We start from the raw sequence: 26,621 nt of genomic DNA on the forward strand, positions 1-26,621 counted from the left end.
GAGTCCCTCCCAACTGCCCAGACAGCTAAACAGCAATAGAGCACTCTCGCTATGTATCGGTGTCATTTTCCTCCTTGGTGCGACCGGCGTAGGTCCCGTCAGAGCGCCTTACATCGACTCCATCTATCGGTGGGTGTTGCTTTGCAAAATTGTCTTCCTTGTGGGTTGTCTCCTTAACATTCAGTCCTGAAATTGAATCGTCTTCCAATCACCATGAGCAATCTCAGTGCGAATCTGTTTCGCCGACCTGCCCTTACGGTGTTCCTGCAGTGCAAACAACGCCTCTTTCACGCAGATGTCACACTCTGACCCGTGCTGACTACCAAAGCAGTCAAGCAAACTACGGTGGCCTGCGTTGCGATCGCAGTGGCAATAACAAGGCTGCTGGGCCAGGATCTCGGGAATCTCCTTGGCCGACTCGTAGGCCGCTGCAACATCACGGTTTGAAAACCTCTTAGGATCGAGCGTCTGAGGTAGCGGCTTCGCCTTGTCGATGGTTGCAAAATAGCGGGGAATGGATTCCGCTAGCACCTGAGTTGTTGGGTGGTGTAGCACAAGGAAAAACGCGACACCATGTAGAACAACGATTACAACGGCTACAATGAGCACGAACTTCCAATTCGCAACTTTCGCCTTCTGTTTCGTGCGCTTCATGGTCTAGCTCCAAGGGCCTTCTCCTCGTGGAAGGCGGCTAATATAGTGGCTCGTTCCTCCTGTTTGCTAAAGTCAGAGATCGAGTCTTCACAATGTCGCTGCATTGGGACGGCCATCTTCCCATCGAACGGCAGCGGGTTCTTTCGGTACATCGCAGCCATCTCTTCGTGATACCGAACTTTCTCTCCGAGGTTTCGGGCTTGCTCTCGGTAGTACACCGATAGGCTGAGATGCTCTTGTGGAGTAGCGGCAGTGGCTTCCAGCGCTCTGGCTTGTTTCTTTGTAAGAACTATGGAAATGTTGGACGCCTGCTCTGCCATGCCATCCGAAATGCCGAGAATCAGCAGCAGAGACAACGCCAGGAATCTATGGTTGATCGACATATTTTTTCTCCTTCCAACGTCACTTACTGTTTGGCTGCCTCAATGAACTCGACAGTCAACGTGGAGCCGGACACCTCCCCTCCGACGGTGACATTCTGTCCGGCGAATTTGTCGAACTGCGCTTTATCTCCCTTCAGGCTGTAGATCTGCTCCTTGCTGACAAGGACAAAATCAGACCCTTGCTTGACGCATTCCCGGATGCATTGTGCAAGACCCTTTCCTTGCATCATGTGGTGCCCAGCGCACATTGCATCGCTCACCGCCCCGGTGAAGACCTGGCTTGCTTGAGCGGAGACAGTAACAGCGGATAGAGCAACAGATAGGAATAAAGCCGAGATTCGTATACGCATTAGAGTTCTCCTTGAATTACGGGTTAGATAGGTATAGGTTGAGTTTGATCGGTGATTTAGGTTGCCCAAGGATGCTGGCCAGGAGCGGCACGGTCATCGGTGATACCCGCCCCGGCGAAAAGGATGCTTTCTTGTATGGCAGCTTTCGATGAGCTACGAAAGTCAGGGTCGCAATTATTGCGAGAGTGAAATTTTGATTGAAGATGGTCGTGCCAGGACTAGCAATTAGCAGCAACGCTGACTTCGCGAGTTGTCCTTACGTGACAATAAGAAGCTATTGGCAAATAAGATTTCTTATCGCTAAATCAACTGTGCGTAAATCCCAGCCTGATCGGATCTCCATCTGAAGCCTCCTCCCCGGTTCTCCATGCAATTCTTTCGATAGATCATCCTGAGTCATTCCTGTCGTGCTTGATCCATTGACTGAGAGCACTTCATCCCCCACTTTGAAACCTGCGTCGGAGGCGGGAGTCGGACTCCAGACCGCCATGACAGCAAAGGCTCCCGTAGCATCCTTTGCGAACTGAATACCGATTGTGGAGAATCTGTCTTGATCTGCCTTGAAACTATGGTCAGGGTTGAGATACAGGGAGTTATTCGCCAAATCAAGCACAACGATAAATTGCCTTAGAAAATCACTCCCCAGTAGACCGTCAACCCCGGGATCGGCAAAGAAGCCGACGGACGTCGGTGGCTGTACCCTCATTGGCAGATTCCGATAGGAAGTGTGTCCAATAGTCACCTGTTGGATACACACCAACTTAGAAGTCACCGATGTGCCCGGTGAACGAACACCATCGATGAGCGAGACTATTGTTTTGTTCTGGTTCAGTTTCGCCCATCCGCTTTGTGACAGAGCGCTGAAGTTCGTGCCTGTATCAAGCAGGAAGTTCAACGGTACTCCCCCGAAGTTCAGGTACGCGAAATATCGATTTCCAACGCTACGCAGCTTGATGGGAAGACCATGATGCGTACCGAATGAATGGTCGAACGTAACGGACCCTGCAGAATAATCAAATGTGACCGTAAATCTGCGAAGGAAATCATTTCCCACGACACCATCGATGTGTACCCCAAGCGCTCTGGAATTTGCTGTCAAATCATCCGTCAAAACCCTTAGATTTCTGCTGTGAATGGATAGGGTGTCGAGATCAGTTACGAGCATAACCTCGGTCTTATCCGAGGAGTAAGGTCTCAGAATATCCGCGTTTCCAACCGGGTGGAGACCAAGTCGCTCTGCGAACTCTCGATCAAGAAGAGAGTGCTCTGCACCTGTGTCGAGAAGTAGAATAGCCGGCGATCCATTCACTCTGGCATCTACCAAGAACGTACCGTCGATGTTATGCGACTGCGCATCCGCCGCCCTAATAAGAATTCCGTTCAGGACGCTGAGACATATGAACAGCAGCATTCTTCCGAGAACTCGTGGTGTGGATTTCATGCAGTGTGCGAGTGTGAATGCGATCAATATCCCACCATCTACCGTTTGAGTGAACTTGTTCGTAGCCTTAAGGAGTTCGCGATAACTGAGACTGAGCTGAAACTCATGGCTGCGGCCGCAATCATGGGATTCAGCAGCAATCCAAAGAACGGGTACAGAACACCTGCCGCAAGCGGCACCCCCAGAGCGTTGTAAAAAAACGCGAAAAACAGGTTCTGGCGAATATTGCTCATCGTGCGTTGACTTAGCCGTCTGGCTTTCACAATCCCGCGAAGATCGCCTTTCACGAGCGTGATGCCTCCTGTCTCCATCGCCACGTCCGTCCCTGTTCCCATGGCGATTCCTACATGCGCCTGTGCGAGTGCTGGCGCATCGTTTACCCCATCACCGGCCATAGCGACAATTGCCCCTTGTGACTGGAGCCTCTTGACGACCTCCGCCTTTTTCTCGGGCAACACATCTGCCTCAAACTCGATTCCGAGCCTTCGGGCGACGGCAGCGGCGGTTGTGTGGTTGTCACCCGTGACCATGACGACCTTAATGCCTTCTTGCTTCAACTGCTGAATGGCCTCAAGGGCCGATTTCTTGATAGGGTCAGCGACCGCAATAAGACCAGCGCACTGACCGTCAGATGCGACAAACATAACCGTCTGGCCCTCCTTGCGAAGACTTTCCGCCCGTTCTTGTAGCGTGTCGGAAGAGGCACCAAGATCCTGCATAAGAGCAGCGTTTCCGACTCCAATTCGCCTGCCCATTAAGGTTCCAGTGACACCTTTTCCCGTAATCGACTGAAACTCTCCCACTGCGATTAACTCGATATTCTTCTCCTTGGCTCCAGCAATAATGGCCGCAGCAAGCGGATGCTCGCTGGCCTTTTCGAGGCTGGCTACCGACTGGAGGAGCGGGGCTTCTTCGAAACCTTCTACCGAGACAATCGCCGTGAGGCGCGGCTTTCCTTCGGTGAGGGTGCCGGTTTTGTCCACGACAAGGGTGTCCACCTTCTCAAAAATCTCCAGCGCCTCAGCATTGCGGATCAGTATTCCCTCGCTGGCCCCGCGGCCTGTGCCGACCATGATGGCCATCGGGGTAGCCAGTCCGAGAGCGCAGGGGCAGGCAATAATCAGCACAGCTACCGCATTCACCAGTGCGTGCGCATAGTGGGGCGGAGGCCCGAAGATTGCCCATATAACAAACGTAATGGCAGACGCGACTATGACCGCGGGAACGAAATAATAAGCGACAGTATCTGCAAGCCGCTGAATAGGAGCGCGTGTCCTCTGTGCTTCACTCACCATTTTTACGATTTGCGAGAGCAGCGTATCGGCACCAACCCGCTCCGCATTCATCACGAAACTTCCGGTTCCGTTAATCGTGCCGCCGACTACCTTTGCGCCCTCTGTTTTCTCGACCGGAATTGGCTCGCCACTCACCATCGACTCGTCTACAGAGCTGCGTCCTTCGACTACAGAACCATCCGTTGGAATCTTTTCTCCTGGACGCACACGAAGGTGATCTCCAACTTGAATCTCACTAAGAGCGACATCGGCTTCGTTTCCATCTTCGGAGACTCGACGAGCAGTCTTTGGCGCAAGCCCTAGGAGAGCTTTGATCGCGCCGCTGGTTTGGCTGCGGGCCTTCAACTCCAATACCTGGCCGAGTAGAACCAGTATCGTGATGACCGTTGCCGCCTCGAAGTAGAGGCCGAGACTGCCGGACATGTCGCGGAACGTGGCAGGAAAGATACCAGGCGCAACAACGGCAGCGACACTGTAGAGATAAGCAGCACCTGTACCAATCGCAATCAGTGTGAACATATTCGGGCTACGGTGAACGATCGAAGCCCAGCCACGCTCAAAGAATGGCCAACCTGCCCACAAAACCACTGGTGTCGCAAGCGCAAGCTCAATCCATCCGAGCAACTGGCTCGTCAGGAGATGCTGAAGCGGATGGAAGGGCAGAATATCTGAAACCATGACGGCAAGCAGTGGAAGAGTGAGAGCGCTACCGATCCAAAAGCGTCGCATCATACTGAGCAATTCAGGATTCGCCGCGTCAGCCGATACATTGCGGGGTTCAAGCGCCATGCCGCAGATGGGACATTGCCCCGGCCCGTCGCGTACGATCTGTGGGTGCATGGGACAGGTGTATTTTCCTTGTGTGGATGCAGAGGCAACTGGCTTGATAGCCGCTTGCGCCTCGGCGTCGGGCTGAAGAAGGGGAAGCCTTGCGTCCGACTGCGCATACTGCGTAGGGTTGAGATCGAATTTCTTCTTACATCCGGGTGAGCAGAACGAGTAAGTCACCCCTTGATACGGACTCTGTCCTGCCGCTTTCGCAGGATCGACCTGCATACCGCATACGGGATCCTTCACAAGGCTTGCCGATGTTTCTGAACGGTGACCCATATCTTTCTCCTGACTTCCCTATCACTGCTGGCGCATAATGCCGCCGGATCTTATAGGCTCTAGTTGTAGCTCTCCCACGGTCCGAGATCGCTAGAGACCAGCGTAGTAGTCGTATCCCTGTTCATGCCAATAGTCGCGCGGCCTCGTGTTCGTGTAAGTGATTCGACCTATCTGTTTGATCTGCTTGACGCCGTATTTGAGGGGTGTCACCAGCCGAAGGGGAGCACCGTGGTCCGGTGTCAGAGCTTGACCGTTCAGCTCATAGGCAAGCAATGTCTGTGGATGCAGCGCAACCTGGCGTTCGATACCAACGTAATACTGACCGTCCGGCGTCTCGAAGGCGATGTACTCAGGAAGGCCCGCCACAAATTCGGTGGAATAGAGTTGGCTGGCGCTCTCGATATGCGGCGGAAACGCGGCGAGAAGGTCACGCAGACGCACTCCGCTCCAGTAAACGATCTCGCTCCAGCCCTCAATGCACTTGAATTCCGTGACCATTTCGACGTGTGGGAGTTTCTTCACATCCGCCATCGTGAGCAGTAGCCCCGGAATACTTCGATGAGCCTTCTCCGGCATCTCCATCGGTTTCATAGTCACATCAGCGCCTTTGGCATCGTCCTCGTGTGTGACCAGTTTCTTAGGCACCCCGGTACCTGTGTCTACGGACTCTGCGGTCGAAGGGTTGGTTCCGTACATCCATAAGGTGATGTCTTTGCTGTACTGCACGTAAGAAGCAGGGTGCTCAACACCGACGAGCTGAAGTCTCCAATCCTCAATCTTCAGATCGGCGAGTCCAATGTCCCCGTTACGACGGAAGGAGCGCACCGCCTTCGACCGCTCGTATTCTGGGGCACGAGTTCCTTCTCGGAAGAGCCCTCGTGCGATTGCGGCGTTAAAGTCCAGAACTTTTCTGAAAGGCGCATTGAGGCCGTCGATCCGGGACCAGCTATTGAGCCATTTCCAGAGCCCCCCACCTATGGCGGCTGCGGCTCCAGCGATCAGGAGACTACGGCGAGTACGACGGGGGATTTCACCGGGTTCAATGTCAAGGGGCGTCTTGTCCACTGGAGACCTCCTCCCGTTTAGTCGCCTGGGCTGGTACAACCTGATACCCGATAAGCATGGCGCGAAAGTTGTTCCATCCAGCTCGAATGACCTGCGCAACGTGCATCAGGAAAAAGCCAACGTAGGAGAGCGTCAGCCAGAAGTGGAACCATCGGGCCATCTCATAGCCGCCGAGCAGGGCTGTGATGATATGAAGCTGAGTTGGCTTGTAGATGGCGAGTCCGGTCAGCAGCGAACCCACACCCATTAGAACTACACCCGTGTATGCGATCCGTTGCGCATCATTGAATTTCTGTTCTGGCAATGGACGCTTGCTGAGACCGAGATCATGCAACACGACATGAAATGCCCCTGCGAGTGAATGCCGCGTCGGCACTAAGTTACGCCATTCTCCAGACAAAACGGTATAGAGAACATAAGCGATTCCATTAAGCGCGAAAAACCACATGAAGAAGAAGTGGTATGCCAACCCCTGCGCAAGCTGATATTTGAGATTTAGATTGTTGTAAAACCACCTCGGGAAGAATCGGAACAGCGTCCAGTCTCCAATTCCAATACGGTAGACGTGGTGGGCATTGAGCCCTTCGTGCTGCGAGTCGGCCCAATAGATGAGAATGCCCGAGTAGATCATTACGAACAGCAATGGGAAGTTGATCCAGTGCATCCAGCGGGTTGCAAGCGAATGCTTGTACTCGACCCTAACCGTCGTCCGCTTTCGTTCAGCAGGCTTAGGTTCTTGGTCAGCGTTCGATTCTTCTGCCTGCACACCAAGAGCAGGAGCGTCAGTCTCGATAACCTGACGCTCCCCAGGCAGAGATGATTTTTCTGGTGGCGGATTCGATGAATCGTCTAGTCGTATCCCGTTGCTCTCGTCCATGACCTTACCGCCTCTACAGTTCGGGATGCTGACGTATAGCTTCGGCCTTGAGGATGAAGCTGCCTTCCTTGACTACTTCGTCATTGAGTTTCAGCCCGTCCAGAACGGGATAGAAACCGTTTGACACAGGGCCAAGTTTGACTTGCCGGACGGCAAAGCTACCTTCGCTGTCACTGACTGGAAGGAAGACATAACGCTTCTCGCCGATGTCCTGCACCGCCGAGTCGGGAACCGTGAGACCTTTGCCGCCCGCGGACATGAATGTGACATCCACATACATAGCGAGCCGCAAGCTCTCGTCGGGATTCGCAACCTCGATTCGAGCCTGCGCCGTGCGAGTGCTGGGATCTACCTGGGGCTGGATGTAGACAACACGGCCTTTCCAGACTCGGCCCGGATAGGCGGGGGCTGTTACCTCAGCAGTTGTTCCGACATGAATCGTCGAGAAGTCCTTCTCGTTGATGCTTGCCATCACCCATACCGTTGATAGGTCCGCCACCGTAAACAGTTCCTGCGCCATGTTCGTAACCAGCCCCAGGTTTGCGGTGCGTGTCAGCACGATGCCGTTGATGGGCGCCGGCACAGAGAGATTCGCGTCAATTTGTTCGGCTTGTTTCAACGCGGCTATCTGGCGGTCGCTCGCACCCAACAAATGCAGCTTCTCCAGCGCAGCGCGCACATGGGCTTCGTGTGCAAGATGATCTGCTGTCACCTCTTCCTCTTCCTGCTGGCTGGCGGCTCCGAGCTTGACGAGGTTCTCGGTACGTAGCAGCTTTTTGTGATCTGCTTCCAGCGCAGCCATCATCGCGAGATACTCTGTTTCGGCTTCCGCGAGGTCGCTGCTGAAGATCACCGCCATCGGCTGGCCGCGCCGCACATGATCGCCAAGCACCACAGGAACCTGCCTGACAACACCTCCGACTAAAGGCGTGACATGCACTTCTTTGTACTCATCCACGTTGACGACTCCAGGAACACGAAGTGTGCTGGCCGTCTCCTGCATGTCTACATGGGCGGTTTGAATCTGCGCCTTTTTTAGATCGTCCGGTCCAAGCTCTACCTGTACTCCTGCGTTGGACGGGGTTGAGTCCATTGCATCGTCGTTGGCTGGAGATGGCTTAGACGACATGGACGACATCGATGCCATATCGGACATACTGGACATGGGCGCTTCTTCCTTTGCCTTTGCCTTTGGTCTGGCAATGTGTTGTGTGCTGAACCAAATCCAGGCTCCGACAACGAGAATTACAACTGCGCCAAGGCCGATCCACATCATGCGGCGACGCGGGGTATAGGTCGTTTCCGTCTTATCTATATTTTGCATGGCTTCACCTTTCAGGGCAGGTTGGTTCCGACAGCTTGTTCGAGGGCAATGCGCGCCGCATACGCGTCGAGCAAGATATCCGTATATCCGGTTTCGATATCGATGTAACGGCGCTGTTCTGCGATGACATCGAGTAGGGTAGTGCGACCGTAGCTGTAGGTCTGTCGAACGACGTCCAGGTTGTGATTTGCCTGGTCGCGGACACCACTCCGGTAGACCATAACCCGAGTCTGAGCGCCATTGAGCCGGACGAGATTTTGTGAGACCTCATGCCGAAGACTCAGGTTGACCGCCGCGACCTGACTGCGTGCCGCCTGAATCGCCGCTGTGTCCGACACGACAGCGCCTTGATTGCGATTGAAGAGCGGCAGATCGATGTTGAGTCCGAAGGTAGCATAGTTGAATGTCTGACGTATCGGAGTAAGGTTTCCCGCCGCATCGAATCCTTGCTGCGAAAAACCGCTATCCGGGCGCTGATAACCGCCGAATATACTGGCGTCTGGCTTTGCCGTTGTCTTATCTAGACGAAGCTCTGCGTTAGCCAGAGCCTCGTTCGCTCGTTGAAATGCCAAGTCAGGTCGATGATCCATCGCCAACTGGAGAAGCAGCTTTTGGTCATAGGTGAGAGGTGCGAGTTCCAGTGCCCCTTTCAATCGGATGGACTCCTCCGGATCTATGCCCACAGCTTCCTTAAGAGCAAGCAACGCAATCTCTGTCTTGGCCTGATAGTCAATGCGCAAGGTTTCGATGCGGTTCACTTCGACACGCGTTTCGTCTGCATCGAGCGGCGGAGTGGCACCTTCACGCACGCGATCTTCCATGAGTTTCAGGAAGTCCTGATTCACCTGAAGAAGCTGCTCGACAAACATCAGATTACGAATGGAGGCGAGTGCCTCTCCAAAACGAGTTCGCACCTCTCCCGTGAGCAGGCGCTCCTGATCGGCCACACTCTGCTGCGTGGCGTCCTCCTTGCTCTGCGCGACTTCCGTGCGGCGGGCACGTCGTCCGTAGAGTTCCAACGGCAACATGCCGCCGACGTTAAAGCTGTTATCTCCGCCGTTCACTTCCTTGAGCCCACCAAGCGTAAGCGATGGGTTCTTACGCAAATTCGCCTGCACAACGTCACCTTTCGCCATAGCGATCTGCTGACGTTGCGCCAGCAACGTGGGATTGGATGCCAGAGCCCGCGTGACAAGTTCCGACTCGGTGACCCCCTGCTGAAGATCGAGAAAATCACTCGCGGGGCGAGACGCGATGTCTGGAGGCAGAACACTCTGCGCAGAGAGTGATAGAGAGCCTGCCAACACCACCGTCATCAATAACCACGGTCGATAAGTAAATAGCAGTCGTTTCATATTCCCTACCTCACGTTGTTGTTGAAAGTTGTGTGACCCTGGCCGTATGGCCCGCTCCAGGAGAGGGTGAAGTGCCAGGCGCCGCTCATGGCGAAGTTCGAGGTCACCTTGTAGACCCCCGTTTGGCCAGCGGGCGTGATCTCGGCATCGCCCGACATTGGACTCATGCCGGGCATGGACATGTTCGAGCCGAGTTGCACATCGCCGACATCGGCGGGCTGTCCCTGGTCATCCTTGAACTGGATGACGAATTCATTCTGCCCCTGCATCAGCTCGCCGCTCTTGTTCAGGAGCACGATGGTGAGTTTCCCGACGGTCCGGGTAGCGGCGGGCTTCAGAGAGGAAAGATTGACTTTGTTGCCGTTACAGCCAGCCAGAGCAACAATGAACGTCAATAAGATCGCATAGAAAGTCTTCATAAAACTTCTCCTTAGAGTGAGGTTGGAAATGCTGGAGTGGCTTGCGCTGGTTGCATCTCTTCAGCCTGACGTTTGCTTTGGCGCAGTTCACGTTCCCGGAGCCACAAGAAGATGACCGGAGTGACGATCAGGACATGGACAAGAGAGCTAACCATGCCGCCAAGTACAGGCGTTGCCAACGGACGGACTACCTCGGAGCCAACGCGCGTGCTCCAGAAGATGGGCAGCAGGCCCGCGACGATTGTAGATACCGTCATAAACTTCGGACGAAGACGGAGAAGTGCGCCCTCCATGACCGCTTCGCGTAAGTGCGCGAGGGTCAGCACACCGTGCTTGAGTCTTGCTCTCTCCACCGCCTCTTCGAGATAGATCACCATGACGACAGTTGTCTGCACCGCCGTACCGAAGAGTGCGATGAACCCGACCCAGACCGCGACGGAGAAGTTATAGTGCAGCAGCCAGAGCAGGTAGAGTCCCCCACTGAGAGCAAACGGCACGGCAAGCAAAACGTGCGCGGCTTCGAGAAAAGAGCGGTAGGTCAGATAAAGAAGGATATAGATGATGCCGATGGCGATCGGCACTACGAGCTGCAATCTCTTCTTCGCTCGGACTTCATTCTCGAACTGCCCGCTCCAGCTGTAGTAGTAGCCGGCAGGCAACTTCACTTTTGCACGGATGGCTTTGTCAGCATCGGCAATGACGCTGCCGGCGTCCCGGCCACGCGCATTCATCAACACCGAAACTTCCAGCAGCCCATTTTCGCTGTTGATCTGGGCTGGTCCGGCTACCTGACGGATATCCGCAACTTGTCCCAGTGGAATCTGTGCTCCATTTGCTCCTGTCACAAAAACGTTGGCAATATCTGCGGGATCGCTCCGAAACTCGGGTGCGTAGCGAACACGCACCGGGAACCGCTGCCGCCCTTCGATCGTGGTAGTTAGATTGTTCTCACCGATGGCCGTCTCGATGACATTCTGAATCTCGCCAACGTCGATACCGTAGCGTGCCGCCGCCTCGCGGTTCGGTTTGATGTCGAGGTACAAGCCGCCGGTCACCTGCTCTGGATAGATATCGCTGGCGCCTTTCACCGTCCGCACGGCATCGGCGATCTCGCGAGCCTTCCCTTCGAGTTCTGTCAGATCGGCCCCAAAGACTTTGACGCCTATCTCCGACCGGATACCTGTCGTCAGCATATCGATGCGATTGATGATCGGCTGAGTCCAGACGTTGGCCACACCTGGTAAAGAGACAGCTCGATCCATCTCGCTCTTGAGCTTAGGAAGTGTCATGCCCGGTCGCCACTGGTCGTGTGGCTTGAGATGCACGATGGTCTCTGTCATGTTCAGCCCAGCCGGATCGGTCGAGGTATCCGCGCGTGCTATCTTGGCCGCGACATAGGCGACTTCGGGAAAGCTCTCCAGCACTTTGTCCTGCCGCTTCGCGTAGTCAATGTTTTGCGAAAGCGAGATGCTTGCGTCTGCGATAGGCATAAACATAATGTCGCCTTCATTGAGTGGTGGCATGAATTCGCTGCCTATACCGGAAGCCAGAACTATGGCACCACCGAGGAAGGCAACAGCTATGCCAAGTGTGATGGCGCGGTGATCCAAAGCCCAGGACAAGGCTGGCCGATAGAGACGCTGCAAAAACCGCATGACAGGGTTCTGGTCTTCCGAATGAAACTTACCGCGGAGCAGGAGTATGCAAAGAATAGGCACCAGCGTCAGCGCAATGGCTGTCGCGCTCACCATGGCAAAGGTCTTCGCGAATGCGAGTGGATGAAAGAGCTTTCCTTCCTGTCCGGTAAGCGCGAAGACCGGGACAAACGCAAGGATGATAATCGCCATCGAGAAGAACGTCGGGCGGCCAACCAGCTTTGTGGCCTTCATGACTGTTTCAAAGACAAGCTTCCTATCGTTCGTATCTACCCCTTCCAGGTGCCGGAATGCATTTTCAGTCACAACGATGCCCGCATCGACCAGTACTCCAATTGCGATGGCTATGCCCGCAAGCGACATTACATTCGAGGTCACATGCGCGTAGTGCATCAGTAGGAAGGAGCAGAGCACGGCAAGCGGCAACGGTACGGTGACAACCAGAATGCTGCGGAAGTGCATCAGGAAGATGACATGCGCGAGCGTGACCAGGATGACCTCTTCGATCAACGAGTGACGAAGCGTATCGACCGTGGCCTCGATCAGCTGTGATCGGTCATAGAACGAAACGATATGCACGCCTGGCGGCAGGCCAGGCTCTATCTCTTTGATCTTTTGCTTTACGCGGTCGATGACATCCTTCGTGTTTTCACCCGTTCGCGCGACGATCACTCCCCCAACTGCCTCGGAGCCGTTCTTCACCAGCGCGGCAGTGCGGAATGCGTCACCGATCTTAACATCGCCTAGATCCTTCACGAAGACGGCGGTGCCATTATGCGAACCGACAACGATGTTGCGGATGTCATCGAGGCTCTCAATCAGGCCAAGCCCGCGGACAATCGACCACGATCCGTTCTCGGAGATGACATTGCCGCCCACGTTCGAGTTGCTTGCCATCACAGCGCGCATCACCATGCTGAGAGGAATCCCGTAAGTGCGTAGACGGTTAGGATCGACATCGATCTGGTATTGCTGCACCGTACCGCCGATGCTCGCTACCTCGGCAACGCCTGGGACTGAGTTAAGTTGGTAGCGCACATACCAGTCCTGCAGCGAGCGCAGGTCACGCAGATTCTTTCCTCCGCCCTCCACCGTGTACCAGAAGACGTGGCCCACTCCTGTCGCATCCGGTCCAAGCGTTGGAACGACGCCGGCGGGAAGCTGTTTCGTGACAAGATTGAGGCGCTCCAGTACCCGCGTGCGTGCAAAGTAAAGATCGACATCGTCGTTGAAGATGACGAAGATCATCGAGAAGCCGAACGCCGACGAGGAGCGCACCACCTTAACACCCGGCAGTCCTTGCAGATTGACCGTCAGCGGATATGTGATCTGGTCCTCCACCTCCTGCGGGCTGCGACCCTGCCAATCGGTGAAGACGATTACCTGGTTATCGCTCAGGTCGGGAATCGCATCGATAGGGGCACGAAGCATCGCCCACAAGCCCCAGCCCGCGATGCCAATCCAGAGCATGACGACGATGAATTTGTTTTTTAGTGAGAATTCGATAAGACGGTCGATCATGGCAAATCTCCCTCAGCGCCGTTCATGAAACTTGCGGTCTGGACATAGGCTGGAAGATTGGGCTAGTCGCCTATTGCTCCCAGAAGTCAGGAGCTCCGCAGTAAGCAAAACACTTACCGCGAAAGGCGCAGCTCTCGTCTCTTCCGCATAAGTCCAGGCCGGAGACACGAAGACACACGCATGCGTCTTCGCAGGAAACGAGAGCTAAATCAGATTCTTAGGATTTCAACGGACGGCGTCGGGGGGGCGTGCGGTGGCTGCCCCAGTAGATCGGGGAGAGCAACCTGCGACACCGATACGTCAGGAGAAAGACCTGCCCCCAGTATTGCTACCTGGGGAAACAGTGGAGCAGCAGCGAAGTGCGATAGATCGTTCGTGTCCGCGTCATCATGACGCTGTACGCTCGTCTGGCAACACGGATGCTTGGCCGCCATGCTCATATCGCACTGACCTGCCATCTGTTGGCAGCATGTCTTCTCCGCATCACTCATCCGCGCGTTCGGAACCAAACAGTCCGCCCCCGATACCCCAACAAACAGCAGGAGCACGGCTACGGCGGCGACTTGGTAAAACGCCTTCATGGGACTAATGATATGCGTCCTCGACATATTAGATTGACGAATTCTCAAAAGGTTACAGCTCTTTGGCAGAAAGACATCTGTGCGATTGGCTATCACTTCTCGTTACCTCAATGTTGACCCTTCGCCCATGTTGAAGCCTTGTCGCAGTCTGCTGAAGATCAGCAATCTCTGTTAAGCAAGACAATGTACCAGGAGTTCATCCTACAAATGACCGTGCATATGAAGATGCAGGTACTCTTCGCTCCCGATGAGAATCAGAGTAGCGAGTGACAGAACTAGCTGTACTCGCTCCATACGAATCTCGTGTGGACTCAATGGCCTTTGACGCCACCGCGAAGCCGGACGATTGCGAAGATGCCGAACCTGCATGAGAACCGCCAGGTTCAATAAAGAACCGAGGAGTGCAAGCCCCAACATCGATAGTCGAACCGAGTTTTGATGCCACCAACCTATTTCAGTTCTGACTCCGGCGCTGACGACGAGGGAACCCATCCCGATCACAAGACGGAGACCGTTGACAGTTGCAAAGAATGTGCACACGCTTTGCAGGAGCGCAAAGAAGAAGCTGGACCAGGCGATCGTGCGTTGAGCGCTGCCCAGATGACTCTCATCAGATACGGAGATTACGGCGATAGCTTCACTCAAATTCGCGCTTCTCGTCTCACTCACACAATTTCCTCGTATTTCGCTCTCGCGAGATCCACTCGCGAATGTAAAGCGCACAATTCATAAGCCCTACACCTTCTAACTCGCACAATCCTAGAAAGCGCACCGTATCGGAATCCACAAGCGTCACTTCCTTAAGATCAAATGCGAAGCGATCACTGGGCACATTCATTTGGTTCCTGATCTCCCGAAGGTCGACAGACCGAATGCGACCGCTCAAACTTAATATTGTTGTCCCGTTTTCAGAGCATCGAGCGATCTTGAATGTCACAACAAATAGATATGCACTTAGGACGCCAAATGGAAAGTACTGCATTTACCTAGCTTCGCGGCACGTATTAGTGCCGAGAGTCAGAATTTTTTCTGATTCTCGTCTGCTGAAATGCCGGTGAGGGCGTTAGCTTACTATTCCAGACCGGGGGGCTTGACACCAGCAGAAGGCGTTCAGCGAAGGGCACGAGGGCTGATGCAGCCATCAGGTCACAGCTCGATAGATCGTTCGCGAAGCGTCGAAATATTTCTGGTTCAAGCACTGCAGACCTGGATTGATCTGAACGTGCTGGCTGGTCTCGTTCCGCGAGTGCTTCCCTGCGAAAGCGTTACCAGGAATCGCGATATCTGAATATCTGTAGTTTACGAAGATTTGAACCGATCCTTGACGATCCCAAGACTGACGATTTTAGAATCCAACGTCTGTCGCGGAATGCCTAGTATGGCGGCCGCACCGTGGACTCCAGCGACCCTTCCTCCACTCTTAGCTAATGCGGTTTCAATGAGTTCTTTCTGCCGATGCGCGTCAATGCGCCCGATCCCTTTTTGGGGAGCAACTCGTGCCAGTTGATGTTGCGTCTCAAGCCGTCGTCCAGATTGGTCAAATGGAGAATTCACGCTGTCGAATCTCCTTAGCCAACGCTCGTCCACACGAAAGGTATTGTCATTGCTCAATACAACGGCTCGTTCAATCACGTTCTGTAGTTCACGAATATTTCCTGGCCAATCGTAACTTTGAAACAGATCCATTGTTTTCCTGCTTATGCTTTTGATTTCTTTTCCGGCATTCTTTGCATATCGCTCGATGAGGTACTCAACGAGCAACGGAATGTCATCGACGCGCTCGCGCAATGAAGGCACATGGATTGGAAAGACATTCAATCGATAGAAAAGATCCTGGCGAAAACTACCAGCTTCGATAAGAGCACTAACATTACGATTTGTAGCGGCCAGGACTCGGACATCAACCGGAATCAATTGACTTCCACCAACACGTTCGATCTCTCGTTCTTGAAGTACACGCAATAAGGCGACTTGCGTTTCTGGCGGAAGATCACCCACTTCATCGAGAAGAATTGTCCCACCATTGGCTAACTCAAATCGCCCCAGACGCCGTTGCGTCGCACCGGTGAAAGCACCCTTTTCGTGTCCGAAGAGTTCCGAAGCAATCAACGATTGTGGAATCGCTGCGCAATTTACACGCAAGAAAGGGCGATCCGAACGGCGCGAACGATTGTGAATAGCTCTGGCAATTAACTCTTTTCCTGTGCCTGTTTCGCCGGTAATAAGAACAGTAGAGTCAGTTGGCGCTACTTTTGTTACCTGTACGAGAACCTGGCGAAGCGCATCTGAACAGCCAACAATTTCCTCAAACATCGACGCCTGATCGACCTCTTCCTTCAGGACCAAATTCTCCTGGTACAACTGATCGCGGAGTTTCCTGACTTCGTCAAAAGCCTTCCCTCGTTCTTCTTCAGCCTGTTTACGCTCATCGATGTCCCAGAGCAAACCATACCAACGAATAATTTCGCCAGCCTCATCTCGAAGCGGTCGGACACGACACTGGTGCCAACGATAAATTCCGTCATGCCGGAGAAGTCGAAACTCATCCTCATTTGGAGTACCTGAGGCCAGAAAACGCCTCAATTGTCCAACTTTTTCTTCTATTTCATCCGGATGCCACACGCAGGTCAGGTCTTGCAGTTGATCGAGAGTCTTGCCGCAATAACTTAATATCTGCTCATTGCAAAAATCGACTGTTCCATTGGGAAGCATCGTCCATACCAGTCCTGGCAAAACTTCGAGTGTAAGCCGTAAACTTTGTTCGCTTTGCCGCAATTGCAATTCCGCGTGACGAGTTTTGGTAATATCCGTCACCGCGCCGATATACTCAAGGTCACCTCGACCGTCTTGAACCGCATTTGCCACGACGTGAACATATTTCACAGTGCCATCGGGCATCAGCAAACGATGTTCAACATCGAAGGTAGTCCTCCCGCTCGACGCCAGATCAATAGTCTTCTGCACGAAATCCCGATCATCAGGATGAGTGCGTTGCAATATCAGGCTCACGGTAGGTTTTACCGCAAGGTCATATTCAAAGATCCGGAAGGTTTCCTCTGACCAGAAAATCTCTTCCTCCGAGATAGTCCAACCGAAGCTGCCTGTGTGACTGAGCTTTTGCGCCTCTGCCAGATATGCCCGGCTTCGCCGAAGTTCATCTACGGCACGTCCGCGATCGGTTGCGGTGGAATTAGTTGTCATGGTGCAATCTCCTAATGAGCAACTGAATGCTGTTGATTGAGGTAAAGTCCTCATCTCTCAAAACGAACGCATTCAGTGCAGGTCTCCCTCTTCGTGAGAAGAAGACAGAAATCAATGTCAATACCTGAAAGGCCGAGGTGAGTATGCCTCCGACGGCGGCTCAGCCGTCTGCCTCACCAAGTCAGAGCCTGTACCGGCATCCCACAGAACCGACACTAGACCGACGAGAACAAGAGCTTCGGCAACCGAGTGAAAGACTCGGCGCAAACCCTTCAATCTCAGAAACGGTTCATATCGGTGGCGAATGCGGACGTGCAAAAGCGCATACGCTCAGCCAAACGAAGCGAGAGAAAGGAGACTGCTAAATTCTTAGGATGGAAATAGTCGAAGGCGGGCACTTCGGCGGCGAGTAGTCGGAGTCTTCAACCCATCCAATGGCGGCGGAGGTTGGATTCACGAGCTCGAAAGCAGCCAACCAGATGACAGGCACCACGACCGGGTGGAACGCAACAGCCTTCGTATCCAGCGCATTATCGTGAATGTTCTGCATAGTCTTCTGGCAGCAGCCATGCGACGCCGGCATCTCCATCTGTCCGCACTGGTTCTTCATCGTGCGGCAGCAAGCACGCTCTTGAGTGCTCATTTCCGCATTAGGAACCATGCAGGCCATCATTGGGGCTACACCGGTTACCAGCAGAAGGAACAGTACACCGAATTGGCGGAAAAAGCGCATACCTGATTTTCATCCTATATCCCAATATCCAAGCAGAGCAACCCGTTAGCTCGCGAGTTCGTTAGATTTCGTTAAAGCCCTAGGAACTGCAAAGAAGTCTGCCGAGCCCCGCGTTCGCAGTTACCTTGCGTTGCAACTCAAGATGAACTGAACGAGCTTCCGAAATAAATGCAATGGAGGTCATTTCAGGGTAAAGCTTGGGTAAATTGCTATAAACATGTGATTCTAATTGGCTTGATGTCAATTGGGTCGGATATAAAGGTAATAGCGCGGTCCTGCACCAGCGCTAAATTACTACTGGTAGTAGACCTGAGCAGCGAGACGTGAACATCCGATGAATGATCCTCAGCCAATCCGAGTGCGGTTTGGCGCCTTTGAACTTGATACCAGGAGCGGAGAACTATTTTCCGACGAGCCTGAACACGAGAACCGAAGAGTTCTCCTGCCGGAACAGTCATTCCGAATCCTGCGAATGCTCATTGAACTCGCAGGCGACATTGCCAGCCGTGAAGAGATAAGGCGTAAGCTTTGGTCCGACGATACGGCAGTCGATTTTGATCACTCCATCAACGCAGCTGTGAGGACGCTCCGGCGAACACTCGGTGACTCCGCCAGTAGGCCGAAATACATCGAAACTCTTGCACGACGGGGCTATCGCCTCATGGTTCCGGTAGAGAAGATTACTGACGGCAGGATCAAAGACAATTCACATGCCAGCGGCGGGCGTCAGGAGACGGAGGGGCTCCTGGATGAGAAATCTGCGCCGAAGCGTCATATGTGGAAATGGACCTTTGTCGCCGCACTGGTTCTCATCGCCGCCGCGGGAATGCTGGTCTTCGGGCGTTACCAGGGTGCGATGAGGCTTTCGGCAAACGAAGTCTTTCTCCTGTCCTGCCCGATCTTTTGTGTCAGTTGTATAGTTACCGTACGGCGGCGCTGAGGGGCCCAGTTTTCTGTACCAAGGCCACCAACCTCGTCTCGTCAACCTGCCTATCGCTGCAACCAAGCGAACTCGCTGACCGCCTGGCCGATTTGGGATATGCGAATGGCTCCTCGTGGTCGCAAGGCGAGAAGTATGCCGCGCTTATTGAGCATTTATCTTTTCTATTGTCGGCCGGGTCTCGTTACCCGTTCGATTCGAGGATGGCCAAAGGAAATGGTGTGTGGGTCACGGCATTAAGCTGTGACCCACACGCCGATTATCTTAGAGGGCTGCGATGCCGTTCATGCCGGACGACTTGGGGAAGTCACCGACCTCTCCGAGGTTGGTGAGGCTGCCGTCCTGCTGAATGGCAAACGAGCCGATCGTACCGGTGGCAGAATTCAGTGTGTAAAGATATTTACCATCAGCGCTGACGGTAATATCCAGATTTGTGCTGCCGCTCGGATTGTTGCCGACAACTGTTCCAGACAGCGGAGTCAGAGCGCCGTTTTTCGCGATCGTAAATCCAGAGATGGTCGCGCTTCCAGCATTGGAGACGTATACCCGGCTACCGTCCGGTGTAATGACATTCCAGCAATTCGCCGAGCCGAAGGTTGGCAGCGTCTGGCCGATCGGAGAGAGCTGACCGTTCGCCTGAATCGAGTAAGAGGAAATCGTTGATCCGTTGGTTGCGCCAGCAGGCCCGGTATCAGAAACGATAGCGGCACCATTAGGAGCAAAGGAGACCGAGAATGCTCCCGGGTTAGGACTTGGGTTCACCACGATCGGCGCTAGTGTGCCATTAGGCAGTACGTGAAACACGTCGATGTTATTTGATAGGCGCTCGGTGACAGCGAGGAACTGACCATCAGGACTGAACGCCAGAGATGCGCCGCCCGTGACATTTGCCGTAAGGAATGCGGTTGAGTTTTCGATCTGCTTGAGTTGGCCACCGAAATCCAGCGTGAACCCAACGACATTTCCCGCCCCGCCCGAATTGAGAACGTAGACGAGGTCCCGATGTTCAGCGACAGCAACGGGCTGACTGCCGCCCGACGCCACTCTATTGATCAGAGCCAGATGAGGACCATTGACGCTGAAGACGGATACATTTCCGCTGCCTGCATTGACTGCGAACAGAAGAGACTTGTCTTGACTGAGAGTCAGAGAACCCTGAGCCTCCAGGGGATCGGTGACACCACCGGTTCCTCTGCCACCGGTCTCATATCGCTCTTCGCCCTCGAGCGTTCCGTTTTCAGCGCGCGCATAAGCAATCACCTCGTTCTTCTCTGCGCTGTTCGTCATCACGAACACTGCTCCGGAACTATTCCTGAATTGCGCGTTAGCGAGAATTGGCGACGCAATGCCAATGCCCATCATGATTATCAGCAGACAACGATTCGACCTAATCATTCCAACTAGCTCCCTGTGAGACTCAGATAGCGCTGTGACACTCATGTCCGTAGATCAAGGGTGATCCATGACCCGAAGCCAAGCAACGCGACCATCAGGTAGGCATTTTAAATGCCAGACCGTCCACGCCGCATTTACATAACTTTGCGGCTGGTGCGTCTTCTGAGCATCAGAAATTTTTCTGATGTTCAGCAGCCGAAATGCTGATAAAAGTCATGAGCTTCCGTATTCCGCCCTGGGAATCTGCGTCCTAATTTGAGGGATGTAGGCAAAGGGATCCACTTCGTCCCAGTGGGTGGCAGCGAAACGGATTTCCAGCCCCGCTTCGATTGGGTGGCGGAACATCAGATGTCGGTGTTTCTGACAGACCTCTACCAGCTGCACCGACGTGACGAGAGGACCGAGTATATAGAACGGAGCTTCGAAGCAATGCTTCAGTTCTTTGTCCATGTTCGACAACTCTCATTACCCGAGTGTCGAACAAGAGGAGAGGTATTCGAACGTGTGCGGCTTTCTGGATGACCTCTCAACAGAGCGTAAGAACGCATCAAAGATACCTTGCTGTATTGCGGTAATCGACATGCAGACCAATGACGAATTTGTGTCTAGCCAACTGGCTCCGCAATTCCTCACCTGTCGAGTGCGATTGTGAGAGGCACTGTCACCAACAGGCAAACGGTAGAGAGGAGCAAAATCGATGCGGTCTCGGCTTCAGGCGCCTTATACTTTGCGGCAAATAATACGACGTAATCGCCATCGGAAACCTTGCGCCGCGGGCCGCTGCCTTCGAGCACCGGGTGAATGCGGTTGTCTTGTGGATGACCTGTTCGACATTTATCAGGCATTCACGGGAGCACTGCCAGCCGAACTGAAGCGCCTGCTCGACGAAGAAAAGGTCGATGCTCTGAACCTTGACCGTGAAGTCATTCCCACTAAAGCTTCGCCTTAGATCGAGCACTGACGATGGACCTCCTGTTTCCGCAGATGATTCTTAGTCAACAAACCAAGCAAACTATGGGCGAGCAATTCTAGAATCAGGTCCCGTACAGATATGTAACCTTTTGGAAGCGTCTGACTCTAACGCTACAGTACGGTCTGACACTGACACTCGAATTGGATCTAAGGGCACACTGAATCTAGGTCGTCCCGCTGAATGATTCCACAACCTGCGAGAAAGCAAAGCGAATTGAATGAATGGCTGGTTAACAACGCTCATGATGAGTGCCGTGGCATCTCCTTCAAGCAGACCTGAATCGTTACGAACCTATATGTCGCTCGCCAAAGTTTTCTATCAGAAGATTCGTTTTCGCGCCGTGCTGTTATGTTGGGAGTCCTTTGTCCTGGCGGCTATTCCAATATGTGCTTTTGGACAAACGAGCGAGCAGCCGGGAAAGTTTGCATGGAAGCCGAGCGGGTTTGAAAACCTCGTGATTGGTGGTGCCTCCCAGGGGAGAGGCGGCGAAGCAAGCGGAAGTTCCGAATCCGAAGTCGAGCTCACTCCCCAATACAAGACGAAGTCCGGCACGGTATTTGCAGCCCGGGGTGTGCTCAATCTGCAAGCCGCCAGCAATGTCAGCGGCATCAGTTCCGGTTGGAATCTTACGGTCCCGGAGTTGAGCCTTTTCGCGATTGGCCATTTCGGACGGATCGAGATTGGAGACCGGGCTGGATTTCCCCAGAGCTTGGTCGGCTTTACCCCATCGGAGATCGCTTTTACCAGTGCGGAGTTCGGTCCGGAATCGGGGGAGAGGCTCGATCCGAACGGTGGCCTCCCCACTGTGTTTCTTCCCCATCCCCTGGCTGACCGGATCAACGATTTGACCTATCTAGGCTATGCCGAGCGTTTCTACAGTGATCGATCGCTAAAGCTGATCTATGTCACGCCGCGATCACGCTCCGGCTTCTACGGCGCCGCCTCCTACACTCCAACCACTGACATATCGAGCGGCTATAGCCTCAATGGAGACACACGGACACCCGATACCGGTCTTCGAGACGCGGAGAATCCGGGTGTATTCCGCAACATCACCCAGGCAGCTTTGGTATGGACACACCGTACCCAGAATATCGATGTATCGGCTGGCTCGACATATTCGTACGCCACCACGAGCGCCGGCAACCCCATCGTTCGCGATTCAAACTCGCTGAGCGAAGGCATCACTGCGACAGTGCACGATGCCTGGACGTTTGGCTTGAGCGGTACTTACGATGGCTTCTCCAAACAGCGCAACGATATCACCACAGGACACTCTTCAGTTTCGCCCTACGGCGTGGTGGCCAGTGCGAATTATGTCGAGGGGCCGTGGACAGTGGGGGGGTATTATCAGCACGCCACCGCGCTCAGCGTTACTTCGCAGCCCAGTCGCGATACCGTCGACATTGGAGAGGGTGGCGTTGCTCGCCTCATCAACCGAAACCACGATCTGTTAGGCGCGGGCTTCTATACAGACGTAAAGCTGTTCGCGAGCCTCTATTACTATCGCTTTCAGGGCGCCGAATCTTCGAGCGTTCATGCCGATGAAAACGGGCCGGTCTTGCTCTTCGGCGCCCGCTTCTCATTCTTCTAACTTCTTGCTTCCTAAAATCAAAAAGACGCTCATCAACCGAACGCCAACCGAAAGGAAATTCAAGTGCGAAAACCAAATACGATTAGTCTCGTTAGTTCGGCCGGTCTCCTGGCCGTCGTCGCTGCTGCCTCCTTGCATGTCGAGCATGTGAATGCCCAAGTCAATGTTCCGAAGCCAACCTATCGCTATGAGAAATGCTATGGCATAGTCAAGGCAGGCCAGAATGACTGCTTTGGTGTTGGAAATAGCTGCGGGGGAACCTCCAAGAATGACAACGATCCCCAGGCCTGGATCTATGTGCCCAAAGGAACCTGCAGTAAGATTGTCGGCGGAAAATTGTCGCCGCCATCCTAAACTGCGGCCGAGCATTTTATCGACATGAATACCACTCGCAGTAATCCTGGGACAGCACACCGGCCTTTCGAAGATCCGAGCTCAGTTAGGCTTGAAAGGTCGGTGGGCATTGGCCTGCGCACGCCTCATAGCGAACGCTTTCTCGATCCACAGGCGCCTCCGGCGATTCCCTGGCTTGAAGTTCTTGCGGAGAATTACTTCGACCGTGGTGGCATTCGCCACCAGATGCTTTGCCGGATAGCCGAGCGCTATCCGATCAGTGTGCATGGCGTTGCCCTGTCGCTCGGGTCTTCAGAGGGAATCGTTCCGGAGCACCTCGAGCGTCTGGCGCTTCTGGTCGAGGATGTAGAGCCGCGCATGGTCTCCGAGCATCTGGCATGGAGCCGGTCGGGAGATATCTACTATAACGATCTACTACCTCTGCCTTTGACCGAAGAAACGCTCGATATCGTATCCACGAATGTTGACCGGACGCAGAATCGCCTGGGCCGAACGATCCTCGTTGAAAATCCTTCGGGATACCTTGCCTTCGAACAATCGACGATGAGCGAGGCCGCTTTTCTCACTCGCCTCACGGAGCGCACGGGTTGCGGGCTGTTGCTCGATGTGAACAACCTTTTTATCAGCGGCGCCAATTTGGGCGTCGACGTCGGCGAGTGGCTTGCGGTCGTTCCTCCAGAGGTCATCGGCGAGATCCACCTCGCCGGCCATGAAGAGGGCGGTACGCCCGATCATCCTCTGCTCATCGATACCCATGGAGCGCCGGTAACCGCTGAAGTATGGCATCTATACGCCGCTGTGCTCCAGCGGATCGGTCCCCGACCAACGATGATCGAATGGGACAGCGACGTACCGTCGCTGGACGTTCTGCTCGACGAGGCAGCGCGGGCCCAAAAGATCATGGATCGGATTGTGGAGAGTGATGCACCCTCGCATGCTTTATGATTTTCAGCGCAGCTTCGCCTCGGGGCTTCTGACAGAAAGAGCGAGAGAAGCTCCGCCTGATGGCTTGCGAGTTGATGCGCTCGGTTTTGAAGTGTACGTGCACCACGCTCGCGCATCGCTGTGCATAGCGATCGAAGAAGCCTTTCCAATTACGAAGCGGCTGGTCGGCGCCGATTTTTTTACAGCAATGGCCGGGCAATTCGTGACAGCTCACCCTCCGACGCAGGGTTGGCTTTCGTCCTACGGAGAAGCGTTTCCCCGATTTGTGGCTCAGTATCCTGCTGCGGCAGACTTGGCTTATCTGGCCGATGTGGCTCGGATAGAATGGGCTCGTGTGCGCGCGGCGAGCGCTCCAGATGATCCAGGTCTTGACCTGAAATCGTTAGCGACTCTTGATGAGGCCGCTTTAGGAAGTCTGTGTCTGAGTCTTCACGGCGCTGCCACTCTCGTCTGTTCACTTTTCCCTGTTTTCGATATCTGGCAAGCGCACCTCCACGTCGACGGCGATGACCAAGTCCCGGAGATCGATCTCGCGGCTGGTCCGCAACATGTTCTGGTCACACGGGCCGGCCCGCTGGAAGTCAACGTCTCGGTACTTTATCCCAGCGATGCAGCATTTATGGCGGCTCTGATGAAGAATGAGTCTTTCGCCGCCGCGTGTGAAGTTGCAGTTTCGACAGAGACGGATTACGACCTCGGCTCAAGGTTAGGCGACCTCGTGTGCCGACGGGCGTTGGCGGCTTTACCCTCGCTTGGTATCCCGGGGGGAAGGACCGCGTCGCGGTTCTCTCCTCCAACGAGCATAGACCTCGATTGTGCGTGGAGTGCCCGTGAATGAGTCGTGCCAGTGGCACGATTCATTCACGGGCACAAATTACGGGCACTCCAGACAACCGCTTAATAAGTTATCTTTTCTGAAGATAAAAGTTCTGGTTTCTTGAACTACCGCAGACCAGCTTCTCCCCTTACCGCTGCAAACAGCAGATTTGAATCATACCCAAGACCTTTTTTGAAAACTAGCTCGGGCTTCCTGATTACAGAAGAGTCGTGCTCAAAATCTCCGTCAAGCAGAAGGAGGTCTGCCTGCATTCCAGTTACGACTTTGCCAATCGTGTATTGTCTTCCCAGAAAGTTCGCAGCATTGCTGGTATATATCTCAACAGCTTCTGCGCTGGAGAATCCTGCTTGAATGAGCAGTTCCATCTCTCTCTGGTCACCAAAGCCAGGAAGAATGCCGCCAAAGCCGGTTGGATCACAGCCCGCCATCAACAAGCCGCCCTGCCGGACAAAGTCCCGCTCGAACTCCATTTCTTTGTGAAGTAGACGCGCAGTTACTGGGTTGTCTGTCCGATGTGCCAGAACATCCCGATTTCTCATGTAACTATCCCAGGATGCCGCGGCCATTGCATCATGGCTCGTCTTAAGCGTCTCGATTGGAGGCTCGCCCGACTCGGACATCTCGAAGATATCTAGTGTGGAAGTGAGGGCGACATGATGTTCCACTAGGGTATGAATCATCTTCTGGACCCGTGGATCCTGCATTTGAAGAGACTGGCCCATTTCATTTGCGGATGCTATCGCATTTGGGCAGATACCTGGCTGTTTCTTCGAGTAAAACTCGGTATCAACGATGATTCCATGCTCAAGATTGTCAATCCCCATCTCGGCGGCTTCTGTAAAACCAACTGAACACAGATGACCTGTAATTTTCGCGCCGAATTGGTGTGCAGCATCAATAGACGTCTTTAGTTCTGCAGGAGTGATATGCATATACGCTTTAAAGGATGTCGCACCTTCCCCGTGCCAATAGTCCACTGTCCTTCGCGCATCTTCTGGTCCATCCAATTCATGTACGGGAATCTGTAGAGCGGGTGGTCCTTCCAGATATGGCCCCGTCACGTCAAGATCTGGTCCAGCTTCACGCCCGGATTCAATCGCTTTTCGCAGATTCAAATCCAGATAGGGGTTAATCGAACCCGCAGTGCGGGCCGTCGTGATTCCTACTGCTAGATACAGCATTGGACCGGAATTGCCTAGCTCAGAGTACATTCCAACTTGTCCGCGAAAGCCTCCCGCAGTTGGGTAAAACAGATGTTCGTGCATGCCAATCAAGCCCGGAAGCAGCGTTTTTCCAGTCTCATCGAGAACTTTAGTGTCCCAGGATGGGATCACCTCTTTACTGGAACCAACTGCCACAATCTTGTCATGATCGATGATGATTGTCTGATCATGTTTTGGTGGAGCTCCACTGCCATCGAATAAAGTGACGTGTTCCAAAGCGATTTTTGGTCCGTGCTCCCGCACCATGGCGTCCGCATGCACAGGGACATTTATCTGGTTTGTGGAGTCTGGAAACAGAGGTGGGGAAGGAGATTGAAACTGAGCAAGGATCAGTCTTGTTGAAAAGAATAAAGCGGATAGGGAAAGCACACGCAGGTTTTTGTAGTTAGGCATAT

General features: G+C 53.8%; 22 protein-coding genes. 6 read left to right on the plus strand and 16 right to left on the minus strand.

All coding sequences use genetic code 11. From position 1 onward, the window contains the following. Positions 1 to 180: 180 nt before the first annotated feature. The 13 genes from XX99_RS23995 to XX99_RS24070 all read right to left on the minus strand — a co-directional run bounded on the left by XX99_RS23995 (position 181) and on the right by XX99_RS24070 (position 17,964). Positions 181 to 654, minus strand: a complete 474-nt coding sequence (locus XX99_RS23995; protein ID WP_050061958.1) for a CYCXC family (seleno)protein — start codon at positions 652 to 654, stop codon at positions 181 to 183. Continuing rightward, the gene (locus XX99_RS24000; protein ID WP_050061959.1) at positions 651 to 1,037 is read right to left on the minus strand and encodes a hypothetical protein; all 387 of its coding nucleotides are present in this window, start codon (positions 1,035 to 1,037) and stop codon (positions 651 to 653) included. Before XX99_RS24000 ends, XX99_RS23995 begins: the two co-directional genes overlap by 4 nt. Positions 1,038 to 1,060: 23 nt before the next feature. Continuing rightward, positions 1,061 to 1,387 carry a hypothetical protein gene (locus XX99_RS24005; RefSeq protein ID WP_050061960.1) on the minus strand — a complete coding sequence of 109 codons (327 nt, stop codon included), beginning with the start codon at positions 1,385 to 1,387 and terminating at the stop codon, positions 1,061 to 1,063. 274 nt (positions 1,388 to 1,661) lie between these two features. Then, a complete protein-coding gene (locus XX99_RS24010) occupies positions 1,662 to 2,798 on the minus strand; it encodes an aspartyl protease family protein (RefSeq protein WP_050061961.1) in 1,137 nt (378 codons plus the stop codon). Positions 2,799 to 2,866: 68 nt separating this feature from the next. Beyond that, positions 2,867 to 5,233, minus strand: coding sequence for a heavy metal translocating P-type ATPase (locus XX99_RS24015; protein ID WP_050061962.1), 2,367 nt, complete (start codon positions 5,231 to 5,233; stop codon positions 2,867 to 2,869). A 90-nt stretch (positions 5,234 to 5,323) separates the two neighbouring features. Further along, a complete protein-coding gene (locus XX99_RS27880) occupies positions 5,324 to 6,298 on the minus strand; it encodes a molybdopterin-dependent oxidoreductase (protein WP_050061963.1) in 975 nt (324 codons plus the stop codon). After that, positions 6,279 to 7,175, minus strand: coding sequence for a cytochrome b/b6 domain-containing protein (locus XX99_RS24025; protein WP_082125921.1), 897 nt, complete (start codon positions 7,173 to 7,175; stop codon positions 6,279 to 6,281). The genes XX99_RS27880 and XX99_RS24025 overlap by 20 nt, the downstream gene beginning before the upstream one ends. Before the next feature lie 13 nt (positions 7,176 to 7,188). Then, positions 7,189 to 8,499, minus strand: a complete 1,311-nt coding sequence (locus XX99_RS24030; RefSeq protein ID WP_050061964.1) for an efflux RND transporter periplasmic adaptor subunit — start codon at positions 8,497 to 8,499, stop codon at positions 7,189 to 7,191. Positions 8,500 to 8,510: 11 nt separating this feature from the next. Then, positions 8,511 to 9,854, minus strand: a complete 1,344-nt coding sequence (locus tag XX99_RS24035) for a TolC family protein (protein ID WP_082125922.1) — start codon at positions 9,852 to 9,854, stop codon at positions 8,511 to 8,513. Between the two features lie 5 nt (positions 9,855 to 9,859). Further along, positions 9,860 to 10,273, minus strand: coding sequence for a FixH family protein (locus XX99_RS24040; RefSeq protein ID WP_050061966.1), 414 nt, complete (start codon positions 10,271 to 10,273; stop codon positions 9,860 to 9,862). A gap of 11 nt (positions 10,274 to 10,284) precedes the next feature. Beyond that, a complete protein-coding gene (locus XX99_RS24045; RefSeq protein ID WP_050061967.1) occupies positions 10,285 to 13,449 on the minus strand; it encodes an efflux RND transporter permease subunit in 3,165 nt (1,054 codons plus the stop codon). 1,880 nt (positions 13,450 to 15,329) lie between these two features. Beyond that, positions 15,330 to 17,231 carry a sigma-54 interaction domain-containing protein gene (locus XX99_RS24065; RefSeq protein WP_050061971.1) on the minus strand — a complete coding sequence of 634 codons (1,902 nt, stop codon included), beginning with the start codon at positions 17,229 to 17,231 and terminating at the stop codon, positions 15,330 to 15,332. 361 nt (positions 17,232 to 17,592) lie between these two features. Next, complete coding sequence (locus XX99_RS24070; protein ID WP_050061972.1) at positions 17,593 to 17,964, minus strand: hypothetical protein; 372 nt, start codon at positions 17,962 to 17,964, stop codon at positions 17,593 to 17,595. A 334-nt stretch (positions 17,965 to 18,298) separates the two neighbouring features. Here XX99_RS24070 and XX99_RS24075 point away from each other — a divergent pair, with 334 nt between their 5' ends. Then, positions 18,299 to 18,904, plus strand: a complete 606-nt coding sequence (locus XX99_RS24075; protein WP_050061973.1) for a winged helix-turn-helix domain-containing protein — start codon at positions 18,299 to 18,301, stop codon at positions 18,902 to 18,904. A gap of 264 nt (positions 18,905 to 19,168) precedes the next feature. On the opposite strand, the gene XX99_RS24080 is transcribed toward XX99_RS24075, so the two are convergent. Beyond that, entirely contained in the window at positions 19,169 to 20,191 is a 1,023-nt protein-coding gene (locus XX99_RS24080; protein ID WP_050062390.1) for a lactonase family protein, read from the minus strand. Between the two features lie 321 nt (positions 20,192 to 20,512). Then, positions 20,513 to 20,749 carry a hypothetical protein gene (locus XX99_RS24085; protein WP_050061974.1) on the minus strand — a complete coding sequence of 79 codons (237 nt, stop codon included), beginning with the start codon at positions 20,747 to 20,749 and terminating at the stop codon, positions 20,513 to 20,515. Between the two features lie 364 nt (positions 20,750 to 21,113). Between XX99_RS24085 and XX99_RS28465 the strand changes: the two genes are divergently transcribed. The 5 genes from XX99_RS28465 to XX99_RS24105 all read left to right on the plus strand — a co-directional run bounded on the left by XX99_RS28465 (position 21,114) and on the right by XX99_RS24105 (position 25,003). Further along, complete coding sequence (locus XX99_RS28465) at positions 21,114 to 21,248, plus strand: hypothetical protein (protein ID WP_260315146.1); 135 nt, start codon at positions 21,114 to 21,116, stop codon at positions 21,246 to 21,248. Positions 21,249 to 21,567: 319 nt separating this feature from the next. Continuing rightward, positions 21,568 to 22,866, plus strand: a complete 1,299-nt coding sequence (locus tag XX99_RS24090; RefSeq protein ID WP_050061975.1) for a hypothetical protein — start codon at positions 21,568 to 21,570, stop codon at positions 22,864 to 22,866. A 63-nt stretch (positions 22,867 to 22,929) separates the two neighbouring features. Further along, entirely contained in the window at positions 22,930 to 23,220 is a 291-nt protein-coding gene (locus tag XX99_RS26975; RefSeq protein ID WP_197081944.1) for a BufA1 family periplasmic bufferin-type metallophore, read from the plus strand. 102 nt (positions 23,221 to 23,322) lie between these two features. Then, entirely contained in the window at positions 23,323 to 24,165 is an 843-nt protein-coding gene (gene bufB, locus XX99_RS24100) for an MNIO family bufferin maturase (RefSeq protein WP_050061977.1), read from the plus strand. Then, positions 24,155 to 25,003 (plus strand): HvfC/BufC N-terminal domain-containing protein, encoded by an 849-nt coding sequence (locus tag XX99_RS24105; protein ID WP_050061978.1) that lies wholly within the window; start codon positions 24,155 to 24,157, stop codon positions 25,001 to 25,003. The genes bufB and XX99_RS24105 overlap by 11 nt, the downstream gene beginning before the upstream one ends. Positions 25,004 to 25,107: 104 nt before the next feature. Here XX99_RS24105 and XX99_RS24110 read toward each other — a convergent pair whose 3' ends face one another. Further along, positions 25,108 to 26,619 (minus strand): amidohydrolase family protein, encoded by a 1,512-nt coding sequence (locus XX99_RS24110; protein WP_082125927.1) that lies wholly within the window; start codon positions 26,617 to 26,619, stop codon positions 25,108 to 25,110. Positions 26,620 to 26,621: the final 2 nt, after the last annotated feature.

Source organism: Silvibacterium bohemicum, from assembly GCF_001006305.1.
Taxonomy (GTDB): domain Bacteria; phylum Acidobacteriota; class Terriglobia; order Terriglobales; family Acidobacteriaceae; genus Silvibacterium; species Silvibacterium bohemicum.

Bases quoted from the DNA above. Each gene is read 5' to 3' on its own strand.
- XX99_RS23995 (WP_050061958.1), bottom strand. From the start codon at position 654: ATGAAGCGCACGAAACAGAAGGCGAAAGTTGCGAATTGGAAGTTCGTG.
- XX99_RS24000 (WP_050061959.1), bottom strand. From the start codon at position 1,037: ATGTCGATCAACCATAGATTCCTGGCGTTGTCTCTGCTGCTGATTCTC.
- XX99_RS24005 (WP_050061960.1), bottom strand. From the start codon at position 1,387: ATGCGTATACGAATCTCGGCTTTATTCCTATCTGTTGCTCTATCCGCT.
- XX99_RS24010 (WP_050061961.1), bottom strand. From the start codon at position 2,798: ATGCTGCTGTTCATATGTCTCAGCGTCCTGAACGGAATTCTTATTAGG.
- XX99_RS24015 (WP_050061962.1), bottom strand. From the start codon at position 5,233: ATGGGTCACCGTTCAGAAACATCGGCAAGCCTTGTGAAGGATCCCGTA.
- XX99_RS24025 (WP_082125921.1), bottom strand. From the start codon at position 7,175: ATGGACGAGAGCAACGGGATACGACTAGACGATTCATCGAATCCGCCA.
- XX99_RS24030 (WP_050061964.1), bottom strand. From the start codon at position 8,499: ATGCAAAATATAGATAAGACGGAAACGACCTATACCCCGCGTCGCCGC.
- XX99_RS24035 (WP_082125922.1), bottom strand. From the start codon at position 9,854: ATGAAACGACTGCTATTTACTTATCGACCGTGGTTATTGATGACGGTG.
- XX99_RS24040 (WP_050061966.1), bottom strand. From the start codon at position 10,273: ATGAAGACTTTCTATGCGATCTTATTGACGTTCATTGTTGCTCTGGCT.
- XX99_RS24045 (WP_050061967.1), bottom strand. From the start codon at position 13,449: ATGATCGACCGTCTTATCGAATTCTCACTAAAAAACAAATTCATCGTC.
- XX99_RS24065 (WP_050061971.1), bottom strand. From the start codon at position 17,231: ATGACAACTAATTCCACCGCAACCGATCGCGGACGTGCCGTAGATGAA.
- XX99_RS24070 (WP_050061972.1), bottom strand. From the start codon at position 17,964: ATGCGCTTTTTCCGCCAATTCGGTGTACTGTTCCTTCTGCTGGTAACC.
- XX99_RS24075 (WP_050061973.1), top strand. From the start codon at position 18,299: ATGAATGATCCTCAGCCAATCCGAGTGCGGTTTGGCGCCTTTGAACTT.
- XX99_RS24080 (WP_050062390.1), bottom strand. From the start codon at position 20,191: ATGACGAACAGCGCAGAGAAGAACGAGGTGATTGCTTATGCGCGCGCT.
- XX99_RS24085 (WP_050061974.1), bottom strand. From the start codon at position 20,749: ATGGACAAAGAACTGAAGCATTGCTTCGAAGCTCCGTTCTATATACTC.
- XX99_RS24090 (WP_050061975.1), top strand. From the start codon at position 21,568: ATGTCGCTCGCCAAAGTTTTCTATCAGAAGATTCGTTTTCGCGCCGTG.
- XX99_RS24105 (WP_050061978.1), top strand. From the start codon at position 24,155: ATGCTTTATGATTTTCAGCGCAGCTTCGCCTCGGGGCTTCTGACAGAA.
- XX99_RS24110 (WP_082125927.1), bottom strand. From the start codon at position 26,619: ATGCCTAACTACAAAAACCTGCGTGTGCTTTCCCTATCCGCTTTATTC.